The organism is Dehalobacterium formicoaceticum (genome assembly GCF_002224645.1).
Lineage (GTDB): Bacteria > Bacillota > Dehalobacteriia > Dehalobacteriales > Dehalobacteriaceae > Dehalobacterium > Dehalobacterium formicoaceticum.
The window spans coordinates 2,847,882-2,863,210 of record NZ_CP022121.1 but is presented as its reverse complement, the minus strand read 5'-3'; the positions used below and the strand labels follow the sequence as shown (position 1 = coordinate 2,863,210).

The 15,329-nt window shown below is 41.6% G+C and carries 11 protein-coding genes and 1 pseudogene; 8 read left to right on the top strand and 4 right to left on the bottom strand.

Annotated features, from left to right (window positions below):
• The 3 genes from CEQ75_RS13870 (at position 1) to CEQ75_RS13860 (ending at position 2,235) form a co-directional block, all read left to right on the top strand.
• The gene (locus CEQ75_RS13870; protein WP_089611560.1) at positions 1-345 is read left to right on the top strand and encodes a hypothetical protein; all 345 of its coding nucleotides are present in this window, start codon (positions 1-3) and stop codon (positions 343-345) included.
• A complete protein-coding gene (locus CEQ75_RS13865) occupies positions 342-890 on the top strand; it encodes a hypothetical protein (protein WP_157677480.1) in 549 nt (182 codons plus the stop codon). The genes CEQ75_RS13870 and CEQ75_RS13865 overlap by 4 nt, the downstream gene beginning before the upstream one ends.
• Before the next feature lie 208 nt (positions 891-1,098).
• Positions 1,099-2,235, top strand: coding sequence for a polysaccharide biosynthesis C-terminal domain-containing protein (locus tag CEQ75_RS13860; protein WP_089611555.1), 1,137 nt, complete (start codon positions 1,099-1,101; stop codon positions 2,233-2,235).
• A 226-nt stretch (positions 2,236-2,461) separates the two neighbouring features.
• Here CEQ75_RS13860 and CEQ75_RS13855 read toward each other — a convergent pair whose 3' ends face one another.
• The 3 genes and pseudogenes from CEQ75_RS13855 to CEQ75_RS13845 all read right to left on the bottom strand — a co-directional run bounded on the left by CEQ75_RS13855 (position 2,462) and on the right by CEQ75_RS13845 (position 5,118).
• A complete protein-coding gene (locus tag CEQ75_RS13855; protein WP_089611553.1) occupies positions 2,462-3,463 on the bottom strand; it encodes an ABC transporter substrate-binding protein in 1,002 nt (333 codons plus the stop codon).
• A gap of 50 nt (positions 3,464-3,513) precedes the next feature.
• Entirely contained in the window at positions 3,514-4,359 is an 846-nt protein-coding gene (locus CEQ75_RS13850) for an ABC transporter permease (protein ID WP_089611551.1), read from the bottom strand.
• Positions 4,352-5,118, bottom strand: a pseudogene (locus CEQ75_RS13845) (ABC transporter ATP-binding protein). Before CEQ75_RS13845 ends, CEQ75_RS13850 begins: the two are co-directional and overlap by 8 nt.
• A gap of 204 nt (positions 5,119-5,322) precedes the next feature.
• On the opposite strand from CEQ75_RS13845, the gene CEQ75_RS13840 reads away from it, so the two are divergent.
• On the top strand, positions 5,323-6,498 hold the full coding sequence (locus CEQ75_RS13840; protein WP_089611549.1) for a TraB/GumN family protein: 1,176 nt from the start codon (positions 5,323-5,325) through the stop codon (positions 6,496-6,498).
• A gap of 88 nt (positions 6,499-6,586) precedes the next feature.
• Here CEQ75_RS13840 and CEQ75_RS13835 read toward each other — a convergent pair whose 3' ends face one another.
• Complete coding sequence (locus CEQ75_RS13835; RefSeq protein ID WP_089612649.1) at positions 6,587-10,030, bottom strand: NAD(P)-binding protein; 3,444 nt, start codon at positions 10,028-10,030, stop codon at positions 6,587-6,589.
• Positions 10,031-10,660: 630 nt separating this feature from the next.
• Between CEQ75_RS13835 and CEQ75_RS13830 the strand changes: the two genes are divergently transcribed.
• The 4 genes from CEQ75_RS13830 to CEQ75_RS13815 all read left to right on the top strand — a co-directional run bounded on the left by CEQ75_RS13830 (position 10,661) and on the right by CEQ75_RS13815 (position 15,287).
• Positions 10,661-12,460 carry an amidohydrolase gene (locus CEQ75_RS13830; RefSeq protein WP_089611548.1) on the top strand — a complete coding sequence of 600 codons (1,800 nt, stop codon included), beginning with the start codon at positions 10,661-10,663 and terminating at the stop codon, positions 12,458-12,460.
• Positions 12,461-12,632: 172 nt separating this feature from the next.
• Positions 12,633-13,148, top strand: coding sequence for an RNA polymerase sigma factor (locus tag CEQ75_RS13825; protein ID WP_089612648.1), 516 nt, complete (start codon positions 12,633-12,635; stop codon positions 13,146-13,148).
• On the top strand, positions 13,148-14,596 hold the full coding sequence (locus tag CEQ75_RS13820; protein ID WP_242965226.1) for a DUF4179 domain-containing protein: 1,449 nt from the start codon (positions 13,148-13,150) through the stop codon (positions 14,594-14,596). The genes CEQ75_RS13825 and CEQ75_RS13820 overlap by 1 nt, the downstream gene beginning before the upstream one ends.
• Positions 14,597-14,861: 265 nt before the next feature.
• A complete protein-coding gene (locus CEQ75_RS13815; RefSeq protein ID WP_089611544.1) occupies positions 14,862-15,287 on the top strand; it encodes a universal stress protein in 426 nt (141 codons plus the stop codon).
• Positions 15,288-15,329 lie beyond the last annotated feature (42 nt).

Here is a 15,329-nt window from a genome sequence, read left to right as displayed (position 1 = left end):
ATGATCAAAATGCATCCGGATTCAAAATGTGTCAGGATGAGTTTGCTCCTCTTGATCATGATTGTGTTCATTAGCATCACAGTTTTTCTTTCATCTTGCAGCAAACCGGCAGATAAAAGTGTGCTTTATTATAATGAAACTTATGGCTTTTCCTTAGAGTTTTCAAATCAGTTCTCGGAAAATGTGGATATCAAAGAAGACAGCCAATCCGTTTATTTTATGGATAAGGAAATTAAAAACCGATCCAGCGAATTATTTGCCGGTATTCTGGGAAAAATAGAGGTCTATGACAAAAAAATAACTCCCGTGCAGATATGCAAGAAAGAGAAGATACTTATAATTTGAAGTATCTTGGAGAAAATGAAATATATTATTTTGGCTGGGCTCATGCTACCGATGTTCAAGTTCCCGAAGATGCTTCAGCAGAAGAAAAAAATAGGTTCAATAAAATGGAGCAGGAGTTTAATCAAATCATTAAAACCTTTCAGTTTATAGAAGAATCTGAAGAAAGTGAAGTGCTCGCCTTGGTGGAAGATTTTGGCCATCAGCTGCAAAAGGTATCCCTGCTGGCTCCCCAAGACACTTTAAGACAAACAATGGAAGAAAATTATAGAGATTTTGTTTCCTCCGCTTTAATTGAGAAATGGAGTAAAGATCCTCAGAATGCCCCCGGCAGGTTGACTTCCAGCCCCTGGCCTGACCGAATTGAGGTTCAATATACAGAACGTATGGGAGAAGAACTCTATAAAGTGGAAGGCATCATCATAGAAATAACCAGTCAGGAAAAAGAGCAGAGCGGAACAGCGGCCAGACGACCTATCACCTTGATCGTCAAGAATACTTCATCAGGTTGGCAGATTGATGAAGTCACTTTAGGAAAATATCTGTGATGATAAGACTTTTGCATACGATCCATTTTGCAGTACTGAAATTTTTTTAAATCATTATCTAATCATTATTGTAATATAAACTAAAATAATTTTCGAGAAAATAGCAAGGCAGTATTGTTTTTTTGATGATTAACGCTTAGAATAATCCTCAATAGACGTGGAATGACAGGTATCACAAATTTAGGAAAAATGACAGGAGGGAGATCACATGAAGATTCTTGTGACAGGTGCCAAAGGTTTTGTCGGCAAAAATTTAGTTTATAATTTAAAAAACCAAGGTTATAGTGAAATTTATGAATATGATCTGGACACGGATCCCGCTTCACTGGATCTTTTCACCAGAGATTGTGATTTTGTCTATCATTTAGCAGGTATTAATACCTCTAAAGACCCGGAAGTTTTTATGAAAACAAATCTTGGATCTACGGAGACTTTGCTGACAAGTTTAAAAAAGAATGATAATAAAGCACCGGTGCTATTTACCTCCACCGCCCAGGTATCTGTGGATAATCCTTACGGCAGAAGCAAAAAGGCAGCTGAGGATTTGCTTCTTTCCTATCGGAGTGAGACCGGCTCCAAGGTGGTGATTTGCCGTCTGCCAACACTTTTCGGTAAATGGTGCAAACCTAATTATAACAGCATTGTGGCAACACTGTGCCATAACATTGCCCATGATCTGCCCCTTGATTTTGGAAATCCTTATGTAGAAATTAATTTAGCCTATATTGGTGATGTAATGGCGGATTTTATTAATTTTCTAAAGGATAAAGAAGGAAATATCTTTTCATCCGAGAAGAAAGGGCCCGGCTTTTACTATTTTAATATTCAGCCGGTTTATACCTTTCATCTTTGCGAAATTATTGAAATGCTAAATACCTTTAAGAAAGATCGGCTGAATTTCCTGGTGCCAGATGTCTCTGATCCTTTTTTGAAGAAACTTTATAGTACTTATATCACTTATTTGCCGGTAAACCAATTTAACTATCCTTTAAAAAAGCGAGAAGAGTCCCATGGCTTTTTTGCAGAATTTATAAAAACTCCGGAAAAAAGTCAAATTGGAGTGGAGGTTACCAAACCTGGAAAAACAAGCACAAGCCATTGGCACAATACCAAATGCGGAAAATTCCTAGTAGTGAGCGGCACCGGTATCATTAGTTTTCGCAGGGCTGACCAGGAAGAGACTGTTGAATATCAGGTAAGAGGCGAAAACATGGAGATAGTGGATGTACCCCCGGGCTTTATCCATAGCGTTACTAACAATGGAGATACGGATCTGGTCACCTTAATTTGGTTTAATGAACCTGTTGACAGCAATGGTCCGGATTCTATTTACCCGGAAGTTTAACCTTTATCAAATTCCAAGACTCCCACTTCTATAAGTGGGAGCTCCTATTTTCACCTCAGGTGGGGTAGATTCACCATCTGAAGCCCCGATGTTCAGCTTTAGCTGAACGAGTTCACTGAATACGAAAGTGCGTATGCAAAAAGCAGGCAAGACTTGTTAGGAAGTCTTGCCTGCTTTTTTTCTTTCTTTGCTGTTTATCTATGTAACTTGGTGTGAGTTATGCCAATTAAAGATTTGGAACAAACTGAGTAGTCACAACTTGTTCATAAGGAGCGATTTGATCCAATTCACCGGCATCCTTCATGATTTGCTGCAGGAGATAAAAATCATCTTTCTGCAGGAGAGGATCTTGCTTCCAGGAGTTTTGCTCTTTGTATCGGGTGATGGCGCTGACCAGAATCTCCGGAGATTCATCAGGAAATTGATTTTGTATCACCTGGGCAATTTCCTCCGGGCTGTGTTTAGCGACCCATTGTTGCCCCTTATAAATGGCATTGGTGAATTTTTGAATCATTTCCGGTTTGTTTTCAATAGTGCTTTTCTTGGCAAAATAAGCTGTATAAGGAATTTCCCCGCTTTCCTTTCCTAAGGAAGCAACAATATAAGCTTTCTTTTCTTTTTCAATGGCAGAGGCTGTCGGTTCGAAAATAATCACATAATCTCCCTGGCCTCCCAAAAAGGCACCGGGCATGGCTGCAAATTGCATGGTGGTGTCGATAAAGACATCTTTACCTACTGTGAGTCCATTCTTGCTTAAGACATATTGGAGGACAATGGCCGGCATACCGCCTTTTCTTCCCCCAATCACTGTCTTTCCCTCCAAGTCACTCCATTTAAAGTCAGGATCAACATCTCTTCCCATAAGAAAAGTGCCGTCGCCATTGGTCAGTTGGGCAAAGACCACACTATGATCTTCCTTGCCCTCATTATAGACATAAACGCTGGCTTCAGGTCCGGCAAAGCCAATATCCACCTGATCCGTTAAAACTGCGGTCATCACCTTATCCGCCCCTTGACCGTTACTTAATTCAATCTCTAATCCTTCTTCCTCAAAAAATCCTTGATTTAAAGCTACATATTGAGGGGTATAAAAAATGGAATGAGTTACCTCAGAAAGTTTAATTCTGGTGAGTTCCGGTGCGTCGGACTTTCCACATCCTGTGAGAAAAAAAGCTGACACCACCAATACCATGAAGATCATACTTAGCTTCGGGATGATTTTTTTCATTCAAACTACTCCTTTCAAACAGCCATTCAGATTCTCGCCTGGGAACTTGGTTAAGATGATCTGCTCTGATTCTTTCTTAAGATCATTCGTTCAAGAAAAACCACCCCCTGATACATTAACGCTGCAGCCACTCCGAGAATTACCACACTGGTCATCACCAAATCTAACTTAAAGACCTGCCCCCCATATACGATGAGATAGCCCAAACCGGCTTTGGAGACCAAGAACTCTCCTACAATAACCCCTACCCAGGATAAGCCGACATTTACCTTTAAAGCATTAATGATATTGGGAAAAGAGGCAGGGATCAGCACCAGGGATAAGACCTGAAATTTATTCCCGCCGAATATCTCGACCAGCTTAATTTTTTCTTTATCCGTGGCCAAAAATCCATTCAATACTTCGAGAATGGTAACGATTAGAGAAATGGCCAAGGTCATGACGATAATAGCTGCTGGACCGGCACCGATCCAAACGATAAAGACAGGACCTAAGGCAATCTTGGGGAGACTGTTTAAGACCACTAAATAGGGTTCCATCACTTGGGAAAGGAATTCAGACCACCATAAAGCGATGGCCAGGATGACCCCTAACACCGTTCCCAGGAGAAAGCCGATGATGGTCTCCGTGCATGTAACCCAGATATGATGCCAAAGCACTCCCCCTTCATAAAGGGTGCGTATGGTCTGAAGAATCCGGCTGGGTTGACTGGTAATGAAAGGATCGACAATTTTTAACTGGGCGAAAATTTCCCAAGAGGCAAAAGCGGCGACTAATATCAAGATTTGCGTAAAGCGGATGGACATTTTTCTGTGCTGCACCTCTTGCAAAAATCTGATATGTTCGGGGGATGAGGGAATGTCAGGAAGGTTTTTCTTGGACTTGTTATCAAACATGAATATCCAACTCCTTCCATACCTTCCGAAAATAATGTCTGAATTCCGGTGCCTCTCTCGATTTTAGAGGCGTGCATTCTGTACAGGTAAAGGAGAGGGGATAGATATTTTTGACCGTGCCGGGGCGCTTGGTTAAAATGATCACCTTGTTTCCCATACTGATGGCTTCAGCAATATCGTGGGTGACCATAATGGCGGTTTTGTGCTCTTTCTTTAAAATAGTATAAATATCTTCATTCACAGCCAAACGAGTCTGATAGTCTAAGGCAGAAAATGCTTCGTCCAGGAGGAGAACTTCCGGATTAGTGATCAGGGTGCGAATCAAGGCTGCCCTTTGCCGCATCCCACCGGAAAGTTGACTGGGATACTTATGTCGGAATTCGTACAAACCATACGTTTTAAGGAGAAGCTCCGCTTTTTCTTTTGCCTCCAGGGTTACAGCTTTTTGGATTTCCAGGCCTAAAAGCACATTTTGCATAATATTACGCCATTCAAAAAGATGGTCTTTTTGGAGCATATAACCGATTTTCCGGGAGGTACCGGTAATTTTTTCTCCATTGAGATAAATACTTCCGGAAGAAGGGGAAGAAGTCCTGAAATAATGGATAGAAGGGTGGATTTTCCGCAGCCGCTGGGACCGACAATAGAGATAAAATCTCCGTCATGGACTACAAAATTAACATCTTCTAAGGCGTTAATTTCCCCATTTAAAGATTGATATTTCATTCCGACATGATCAATACGTAATTTTTCTGTCATAAAATATCCCCCCTTAAGTGTCTGGATTCTCTATTATTGTATTGAGGGTATATATTTTTGGTGCATAAACCCTTTCTTCTGCTTTCCTGACCAAGGAAGCCTGTTCCATTTCCTAAAGAGATGCTATAATAGAATGATCATGTATGAGTTCGGGATGTGCAGAGAAAACAATTTTAATGTGAACTTGTAAAAGGAAGGTTATCTATGATTCTAGAAAATGAAAATATCACGAGAATTGACCTGGATGGGAAAGAATTGATTCTTATTGGCACTGCCCATGTCTCCAGAAGCAGTGCAGAGTTAGTGAAGCAGGTTATTGAAGAAGAAAAACCAGATTCTGTTTGTGTTGAATTAGATGCCCAGAGATATCAAACCATTACAGAAGGAAATAAATGGCAAGATACCGATATTTTTAAAATTATCAAAGAAAAGAAATCCACCTTGCTTTTAATCAACCTGGCCATGTCCTCCTTTCAAAAACGGCTGGCAAAGCAATTTGACATCAAAGCCGGTCAGGAGATGATTGAGGGCATTCAAGCGGCCAAGGAAATTGGGGCCCAGTTGGTATTGGCAGACCGCAATATTCAAATCACTTTTTCCAGAATTTGGCATAGTTTGGGTTTTTGGGGCAAGGTGCGTTTGATGGTGGAACTGATCTTCAGCATTTTCACAGATGAAAGCATATCGGAAGAGGATTTGGAACAACTAAAATCTAAAGATATGCTGAACTCCATTCTTCATGAATTTTCTCAGAAATTTCCCCGCTTAAAGGTACCATTGGTAGATGAGCGGGATCAATATTTGGCTCAGAAAATCAAAGAGGCACCTGGGCCCAAAGTAGTGGCCATTTTGGGTGCCGCTCACGTGCCCGGTATCAAGGAAGAGCTCTTTAAAGAGCATGATTTGGAACAGCTGACTCAACTGCCGCCCAAATCAAAGCTGGTGCAAGTGGTGGGATGGAGTATCCCTATTTTGATTATCGGCCTGATTGTCTTCACTTTTATTACTAATCCGGCTATGGGAGCCAAGCAATCTATCAGTTGGGTGCTGTGGACGGGATCCTTTGCCGCCTTGGGGACGGCTCTGGCTTTTGGACATCCCTTATCTATCCTGACGGCTTTTCTGGTGGCACCTATTACTACTCTGCATCCTTTAATTGCCGCCGGCTGGTTTGCCGGGCTGACCCAGGCTTATATCAAAAAACCCAGTGTGCGGGACTTTGAAAATCTGGCGGAAGACATTTTAAGTTTAAAGGGCTTTTGGCATAATCAAGTAACACGCATTCTTTTGATTGTGGCTATGGCTAATGTGGGGGGCTCCATCGGTACCTTAATCGGAGGGGCTGATGTGATTCGTTTGTTTCTGGAAAACCTGCGTTGAAGCCTATTAGGAATAAAATTAAAAAAGAGGAGTCCCGGCAGTATGGCAGGGACCCCTTTTTTGATCTTTAATTATTCATTGAATTGATTCAATAAGATTTGCGAATCAGCCGGCAAATATTTTCGATTGTTGCTTCAATTGGGTTTCCGTCTAAAGTCACATAAAGTTTTGCTCCGGATAAATGATGATTTTTCTTAAAACGTAAAGTACTTACATGAACAAAGGCATCCATTTTCAGCTCTTTGAGAGTTGCCTGGAGTTGATTAAAAAATTCCTGGGCATCAAGGGTTGAACAAGATTCGCAGGTGCATACTGTCAGCTCATGAGTTATAAAAGCAGAGTTATCCATTTTACGTACTTTTTGGCCTTGGTTCTCTTTGGAAAAGGGGTAGTAATGAGTATGCAGAAGTTGATGCGCTAATTCGGAGTTAGCTTCTCCATAAAAATCATGATATAGTCGAAGAATATCAGGATTTTCCTGAGATTTTCGGTATTCCGAACTTTTATCAATATTAATCAAGACACGCTGTCTATGATAAAGGGTGTCAATTTTTTCCGGTACAGGATGACCTGCTCCGCAAATACAACCCCCGGGACAAGCCATGACCTCAATGAGGTCATAACCAACCTCCGTTCCTTGAATGATATTCTCAATCAGAGGCTCAGCATTGTGCAGTCCGCTGATCACTGCCACATTAATTTCCTTGCCTTTGGCATCTACCGTAATTTCCTTAAGACCCTCAAAACCTCGCACCTCTTCAAAGTCTAATTGATCGGTGAGTGATTCTCCCGTCAGGGTTTCCATGGCCATGCGCAGAGCTGCTTCTGCAACTCCGCCTGAGGCGCCAAAAAGCACTCCAGCTCCGGAAACTCTTTTATAAGGAACATCAAACTCTTCCGGGATCACATCCTCCTTACGAATACGTTTTAAGTCAGCCATTTCTATCATTTCTGTGGTGGTAAGCACCGCATCCACATCTCTAATCCCTTCCGGAGCGAATTCCGGCCGGGCAGCTTCAAATTTCTTGGCAATACAAGGGACGATGGAAACCACAAAAAGATCATCTCTAGCAAGCTGCTCTATTTGTGCATAGTGGTTTTTCACTGTAGCTCCCATCATTTGCTGAGGAGATTTGCAACTGGAAAGATGAGGAATTAGTTCCGGATACCGTTTTTCCACGAGATTAACCCATCCGGGACAACAAGAGGTAAACTGTGGCATAACCCCTCCCGTTTGGACACGATTTATAAATTCCGTAGTTTCTTCTACGATGGTTAGGTCGGCGGCGAAGGTAAAATCGAAAACCTTATCGAAACCTATTTTTTTCAACAATCCGGCCAAGAAGGAAGAGGCCTCGTCAAAAGAAATCCCATAATGGGATGAAATCACACTGCGTACGGCAGGGGCAACGAAGGCCAACACTGTTTTCTGAGGATTATTAATTACCTGAAAAACCTGATTGTTTTCCCGTCGATAATCCAACGCTCCGCAGGGACATGCATTTACACATTGTCCGCAGCTGATACAGTCGGTTTCTATTAAAGGAATTCCATTCTTTGTGCCCACCAATTGACGTCCATGCTTTTTGTAAAAGGTTAGGATATCAGGTCCTTCCACTTCGGCGCAGGCAGCAATACAACGTCCGCAAGAAATGCACTTATTATGGTCACGAATAATCACAGGGTGATCTTCAACAATGGGAATATAGGGACGTTCATGGGCTGGAGGGATATATTGAATTTGGTAGGTACTGGCTTCCTGTCTTAAATGACAATGATAGCGATCAAAACAACCACATTCCAGGCAACGCTGAGCTTCCTCCTTTGCCGTTTCCGCCGAATAGCCTAATTCTACTTCCTTAAAATTATATCTACGATCCTCACTGCCAAGGGCAGGCATGGGAGCTCGTTTTAGTTTGGGCAATTCTTCATATTCCCATTTAGGTAAATCCTCAAGTGAACCTCGGCTGCAGCTATAATCAATAGGCTGCTCCTTCACATAACCCTTCATCAAAAAGCTGTCCATAGCATCTGCCGCATGATGACCTGCTGCGACGGCTTGAATCACTGTGGCCGGGCCGGTAACACAGTCTCCGCCGGCAAAAATTTTTATTTCTGAGGTTTGAAAAGTTTTCCCGTTGATTTCAATATCCCCCCATTTATTCAGCTGCACAGGGAGATCATGGTAAAGAAATTGGGTATTGGTGCTTTGTCCGATGGCACTAATAATGGTATCGGCTTCGAAAGCCACCTCGCTGCCTTCAATGGGAATGGGTCGGCGTCGTCCCGAGCGATCCGCTTCTCCCAAGGTCATTTTCATACAAAGGAGAAGTTTTCTTTTTCCTTCTTGCATAATTTTGCTGGGGGCTGTGAGAAAATACATTTCCACTCCTTCGTGCAGGGCTTCCGACACTTCATACGGTTCTGCCGGCATTTCTTCTTGGGTACGGCGGTAAACCAGTTTTACGGATTTGGCTCCTAAACGCAGAGCAGTACGAGCACAGTCAATGGCAGTATTACCGCCGCCGATTACGACTACCTGATCCCCCAGATTGATCTCACCTTGCTTTATAACCTGTTCCAGAAAATGAATACCCAGCCAGACCCCAGGCAAGTTTTCTCCTTCCAATTGCAGGGGTGTGGCCTGCCAGGAACCGATCGCCAGATAGACGGCATCAAAATCTTCATTGAGATTTTCCAGACTGATGTGGGTTCCCAGGGTCTTACCCGTCATAATCTTGACGCCCAACTTTTTAATCAAATTAATTTCTTGATCAAGGGTATCTTTAGGTAAACGATATTCAGGAATACCATAACGCATCATGCCTCCGGGATAAGGATGGCGTTCAAAAACGGTGACATCATGGCCCCTTTGGGCGCTGTAATAAGCAGCGGATAAGCCGGAGGGTCCGGCACCGACAACGGCAATTTTTTTACCGGTGGGAGGATTTTTTGGTGGTTGATTGGGATGTTCCTGAGCCACATCCCAATCTGCCAGAAAACGTTTCACATGATTAATGGCCACAGGATAATCGACTAATTGACGACGGCATTGTGCTTCACAGGGATGAGGACAAACCCTGCCGCAAGCCAAAGGGAAAGGATTACTCTCTTTAATGACATTGATCGCCGATTGAAAATTTCCCTGACTGGTGAGGTGGAGATAAGACTGAATATCAATATTGCCAGGGCAAGTTTGGACACAGGGGGCGACACAATCGGCGTTATGGTCGGAGAGAATCTGTTCCAGCCTGATTTTCCGATAATGCTCCAGTTTTGGACTGTTCGTACAAATGACCATGCCTTCTTTAATTGGGGTTTGACAAGATTTTACATCCCGTTGATTACTGCCTTCTCCTAATTCCACAACACATAAACCGCAATTTCCATTGGAGCGATCCAGCCTAATATCATAACATAGATGTGGAACATGAATGTCTTCTTGAATTAAGGCTTGGAGAATAGTAAGTTTGTCATAAACTTCGATTACCCGTCCATTCACAGTTACCGGAATACGTTTGAGTTCTAGCATGTTTTTCAAACCGGGACCCCCTTTGAGCTATTTTTCACAAACTTATGTAAAAAAACTTCACAAAGGGAATTATAACACAAAGATTATAAAAATGATAGGTATTTGATTTGCAATGACAAAATAATACTGCAAAAGTTAATTTCATCATAAGTAATCTATTTTTCCGATAACTAGCTGCCACTAATACTCCTGCATCTTAAAGCGATGGGTTAAGTAGCGGTAAGTTCCTGGATAACGATTTCTAAGCATCAGATGGAGTAAAAAATTTTGAATTAATTATCATTAAAAAACAATCAGATAGATCAGATTTAAAAATATCACAGAAAATGCCCTTTTACATTTAATTTAACATAATGTTAAGTTCATCATAGTTCTGCGTTGTCATTATGTAAATTTACAATTACTAAAATTATACTTAAACTTATAAATATACTGGAAAGTTATAACATTAATTAGTAATTTATTATTACGAACTTTTATTTTGATTAAAACCGGCATTATTATTTTTATATAGATATTATTAGTTCTTCTTAATTATTAAAGAAAAAAGGAGGTAGATGCCTTTGGGGAGAGATAAGCGTTAAGCGAAGCGTGCAAAGAAGCGTATAAAATTGTAGAAGGAGGACTAAAATGAGAAATAATAAACCCAGATTTTTAATTTCCGTTCTTGTTTGTACACTAATATTGGGACTATGCAGCTCTGTTTTTGCCGCAAATGAAGCAGCAGGGAAAAAGGAGAAACAAAAGATCATTGCTTCTCAGATTTATTTTAATGGTACGGTTGTAACTGTTGATGAAAATATGAGCTATGCGCAAGCTGTTGCTGTGAAAGACGGTAAAATTATCGCCGTAGGTAAGTTAGGTGATATTATGCCTCTTTCCGGAAAAGACACAGAAAAAATAAATCTTAAGGGAAAAGCTTTATTACCTGGTTTTTATGATGCACATGGACACTTTCTCATGGCCGGTGAAAGTTATCTGACAAAAGTACAGCTGCAAAGCCCGCCTATTGGCACCATTGAGAATATGGAGCAGCTTCTTGCGGCTTTGTCGGAAAGAGCCGAAACTTTGAATCCTGGGGAATGGTTATTAGGTAGTGGATATGATGATATGGAACTGACAGAAAAAAGACATCCTACTGTTGCTGACTTGGACAAGATATCAACAGAGATACCCATTGTGATCACACATTTTTCTGCGCACAATGTTGTTGCCAATAGTAAGGCTTTAGAAATGGCCGGTATTACAGCTGATACTCCTGACCCGTCCGGAGGCACAATCGGTCATTTTAGTGATGGTACGCTCAATGGTCAATTATGGGAGAATGCCATGTATCTGGTCACGAAACTGGTTCCGCCGGTGAGTCATCAGGATCAGCTTGATGCAATCGCCCTGGCCAGTGATATTTATGCATCAAAAGGAACAACTACGGCGAACAATGGAGGATGGAGCCCTTATCAACTTTTTGAAGAAGCAGCAGATCAGGATTATTTAAAAATCAGAACTGCTCTTTGGTTTGACCTGCAGCCGGCAATGGAAGTACATGATTTGCTGGGTGATGATCGATCGATCCCCAAATATTCCGGGAAAAATGATCTGGTTGTTTCCGGCGGGATCAAAATGCTTCAAGACGGATCTCCTCAACTGCGCACAGCCTACTTAACAGATCCTTATTATACGACTGGTGATTATGCTGAAGATTGGGTTGGCTATCCCTGGTATTCAAAGGAGGAATTGACCCGAAAAGTTGTTGATGCCCATGAAGCGGGCTTTGATAATATCTTTATTCATGGCAATGGAGATGCTGCCATTGATGACATATTGGATGCTTATGAAGAAGTTCGTAAAGACGGTTATCGAGAATCGGATAAGCTACGCCATGTTGTGATTCATTCTCAATTTACCAGGGAAGAGCAATTGGATCGCATGGAAGAATTGGGTGTAATTCCTTCCTTCTTGATCTTACATACTTATTATTTAGGAGACCGTCATTGGGAGGTATTTTTTGGTCCGGAAAGATCTGCGCGTATGAGTCCGGCCCAGGATGCCGTTGACCGCAATCTGCCGTTCACGCTTCATAGTGATACCCCGGTCTTTCCTCATGATCCTTTGATGGAAATGTGGGCTGCAGTTAATAGACTTTCCTACACCGGAAGAGAAATCTTCACAGAGATATACAATGAGGATGATAAGTATCGATCAGTTGATCAAAGAATAACGCCGGAAGATGCATTACGTGCTTTGACAATCAACGGCGCCTATATGAATGGTGAGGAAGATGTGACAGGCTCTATAGAAGTAGGTAAAAGAGCCGACTTCGTAATTCTCGAAAAAAATCCATTAGATGTAGATCCAATGCTGATTAAAGATATCAAAGTAATGGAAACCATCGTGGGTGGGGAAACTGTTTATAGTAACACAGGAAAATAACAACACGCTATTGCGAAGGGAATAAAACCACTGCCTCAATTGATGCAGTGGTTTTTTCGTGTGCGCCTCCAAATTTCCCGGGAACCTTTTCCGCAGTCAATCTATCTATCTGGTGTCCGGATAATATAAAATAGTGAGAGGTGAAAGATCATTGGAAATGGTGGAGAGTGCTATGAAATTTTTCGAGAAAAACCAAGCATATCCTAAAGATAAAGATCAGGAAAAACAATTTTGCAGCCAAATATCAGCATATAAATTAAATATGTTTCGTCTGGCCAAGAGTATCTTACGTCATGATGCTGATGCGGAGGATGCGGTGAGTGAAGCTATTGTGAAGGCTTACGCCAATTTATCCTCTTTACGGAAATGGGAAAGCTTCAAACCATGGATTATGAGGATCCTGGTTAATGAGTCTTATAATATTGCTAATCGGCGCAAAAAAATCCTTTATCTTGATGAAATGGAGATTCCGGAAAAGGCTGCGGAAATTGAGCATCAAGAGCTTTGGCAAGTGGTGCAAAGGTTGGAGGAGGAATTTCGCATCGTGACCATGTTATTCTATTATGAGGATCTGAGCTTAAAAGAGATCTGCAGAGTACTGGATCTGCCCATGGGCACAGTAAAATCCAGACTGTCCAGGGCCAGAGGGAAATTAAGAGAAATCTTAGATCACGAAGGGAGTTTTTGATGATGAAAAATTTTAATCAGTTTGATCAAAGATTAAGAGAAAAGGCTAAAGCTGAAGAAATTGATATGCCTCAGGGCTTTAACGAACGAATAGATCATCTCTTGGAAAATTTAGCAGAAGCTCAAGCAGAACAACAGATAGGGGATAACAAGGCATATAAAAGTAGAAATGGCAGGAAAAGAAGTAAATTTTCTTCCATTGCAGCGGCTGCAGCCGTAATACTCCTTCTTCCTACCGTGATCGCCTTTACCTCACCTCAGGCGGTTAATATGGCGGAGGGCGCCATCTCTTATTTTAACGCGCCCAAGGAATTTAAATATTTGTCAAAGCAAGCAGAATATGAGAAATATAACGCGGCTGTGGACTTATGCAGCACGGATCAAGGAATCAGCATTACCTTAAACAATATTGCGGTAGATGATAACTATATCAATGTTTTCTACACCTTGGAAAGCGAAGAACCCATTCAATTGCTGGGGGATGCAGATACCCCTGAGCAATGGCGTTTAGGGTGGACCGCAGCCCATTTTTGGTTCAAAGCCGATGGTCGTTATATTGAACCGGCAGCACAGGGAGAAACAGATGCTTATCTCGTAGATCAGCATACCATGAAAGGGATGCAAAGATTTGCTTTATTAGACCAGCTGGAGGATAATTTTAACCTGGAGATGTATACCAATTGGATTGGAAATAGGGAAGGGCAGTGGCATATCGCAGTTAATGTGGATAAAAGTTCTGTGGCTGTTGCCGGCAACACAGTGCTGCCCAATCTTAAGGCCAGCGTAACCTCCGGATGGGGAGAAAAAACAGCAGAACATGATATTACCGTAAAAAAGGTGTCGATTTCTCCTTTTGGCAGTCAAATTGTTTTATCAGAGCGAGGAGAAAATATTTTTTATAACTTTGCCGTGAGAGATGAGAAGGGGAACTATCTGCCTGTAATCCCAGCGGGTCAAATAGCAAGTAAAATCTTCAAAGTGGATAACAGCTTCGAATTTATTCCTAAGACAAAGAATATGAAGCAAGTAACCATTATCCCCATTATGGATGATGGACATTCCCAATTGCAGTTTATTGATCAGGAGACCTTATTGGCACAACTTAATGATGGGCAGTCGGTAAAATTAGCGGTGAATGACTCCGGATCCTATGTCCTGGAAAGTTTGAAAATAGATCAGGAAAAAATGGTAGCTGTGCTCCATCAGGAAGGTGCCGTCTCAGTGATCAATCCTGAATTTATGCCGGCCGATGAAACAGGTCAATTGTTACAATGCGCGGAATATGTGGATCACGAATATAACCGGGAAAATGGCGAGATCACCTTGACTTATTATTGGGGTAAGGACGTTACCCAAGAAGATTTAGAAGAGATTAAGGGATTTTGCTATTGGACAAATTATGATTTTCAGCTTAGCGAAGACGAAGCGATTACCATCGACTTAAACTAAGCTAAGAAGATTGATAATGGGATGAAGCTGACCTGGATGGGGAATGGTCAACTCATCCCCTTCATAAATATATAGATAAAATCAGCATAAAGCATGCTTTTTGTAGGGGGTTGTTAATCTTATACCTAAGAATATTTTTCTTAGGAACTGGGATAAATATAGATATTATAGGACTTAAATTTTCAAAATTGCAGGATAATAGTCATTGATGTAGAAAACTAAAATAAGATCTTCGGATTCCAGAAAAAGAAGGGAAGTGATATGTATGTTCAAGAAAATTATGGTTGCCATCGATGGTTCGGAGCATTCTATAAAAGCAATTGATGCTTCCATCGAATTAGCAAAAAAGGAAAACAGTCAGGTAGAGGTTATTTATGTGGTACCAATTTTGACCCGATATACGAGAGATTACGCCCAAATGATGCCAAAACTGGAAAGCAACTTACGGGAAGACGCTCAGAAGATTATGAATGAAGCAACCGAGAGATTTAAAGATACAGGGATTGAATATACTACCTCCATCAAAACCGGCGATGCGGCGGACGAAATCATCCGGGAAGCTGAACAACGCGGTACGGAGGTAATTGTCATGGGCAGCCGAGGGTTGGGTGCCATATCCCGGTTCTTTCTTGGCAGCGTCAGTAACAAGGTTCTGACCCATGCACCGTGTTCTGTTTTAATTATTCGATAAATCGTAAATATAATAGTAATTTTTTGGATTGGGATCATGAGG

Bases quoted from the DNA above. Each gene is read 5' to 3' on its own strand.
- CEQ75_RS13825 (WP_089612648.1), top strand. From the start codon at position 12,633: ATGAAATTTTTCGAGAAAAACCAAGCATATCCTAAAGATAAAGATCAG.
- CEQ75_RS13835 (WP_089612649.1), bottom strand. From the start codon at position 10,030: ATGCTAGAACTCAAACGTATTCCGGTAACTGTGAATGGACGGGTAATC.
- CEQ75_RS13850 (WP_089611551.1), bottom strand. From the start codon at position 4,359: ATGTTTGATAACAAGTCCAAGAAAAACCTTCCTGACATTCCCTCATCC.
- CEQ75_RS13840 (WP_089611549.1), top strand. From the start codon at position 5,323: ATGATTCTAGAAAATGAAAATATCACGAGAATTGACCTGGATGGGAAA.
- CEQ75_RS13830 (WP_089611548.1), top strand. From the start codon at position 10,661: ATGAGAAATAATAAACCCAGATTTTTAATTTCCGTTCTTGTTTGTACA.
- CEQ75_RS13870 (WP_089611560.1), top strand. From the start codon at position 1: ATGATCAAAATGCATCCGGATTCAAAATGTGTCAGGATGAGTTTGCTC.
- CEQ75_RS13855 (WP_089611553.1), bottom strand. From the start codon at position 3,463: ATGAAAAAAATCATCCCGAAGCTAAGTATGATCTTCATGGTATTGGTG.
- CEQ75_RS13860 (WP_089611555.1), top strand. From the start codon at position 1,099: ATGAAGATTCTTGTGACAGGTGCCAAAGGTTTTGTCGGCAAAAATTTA.
- CEQ75_RS13815 (WP_089611544.1), top strand. From the start codon at position 14,862: ATGTTCAAGAAAATTATGGTTGCCATCGATGGTTCGGAGCATTCTATA.
- CEQ75_RS13820 (WP_242965226.1), top strand. From the start codon at position 13,148: ATGATGAAAAATTTTAATCAGTTTGATCAAAGATTAAGAGAAAAGGCT.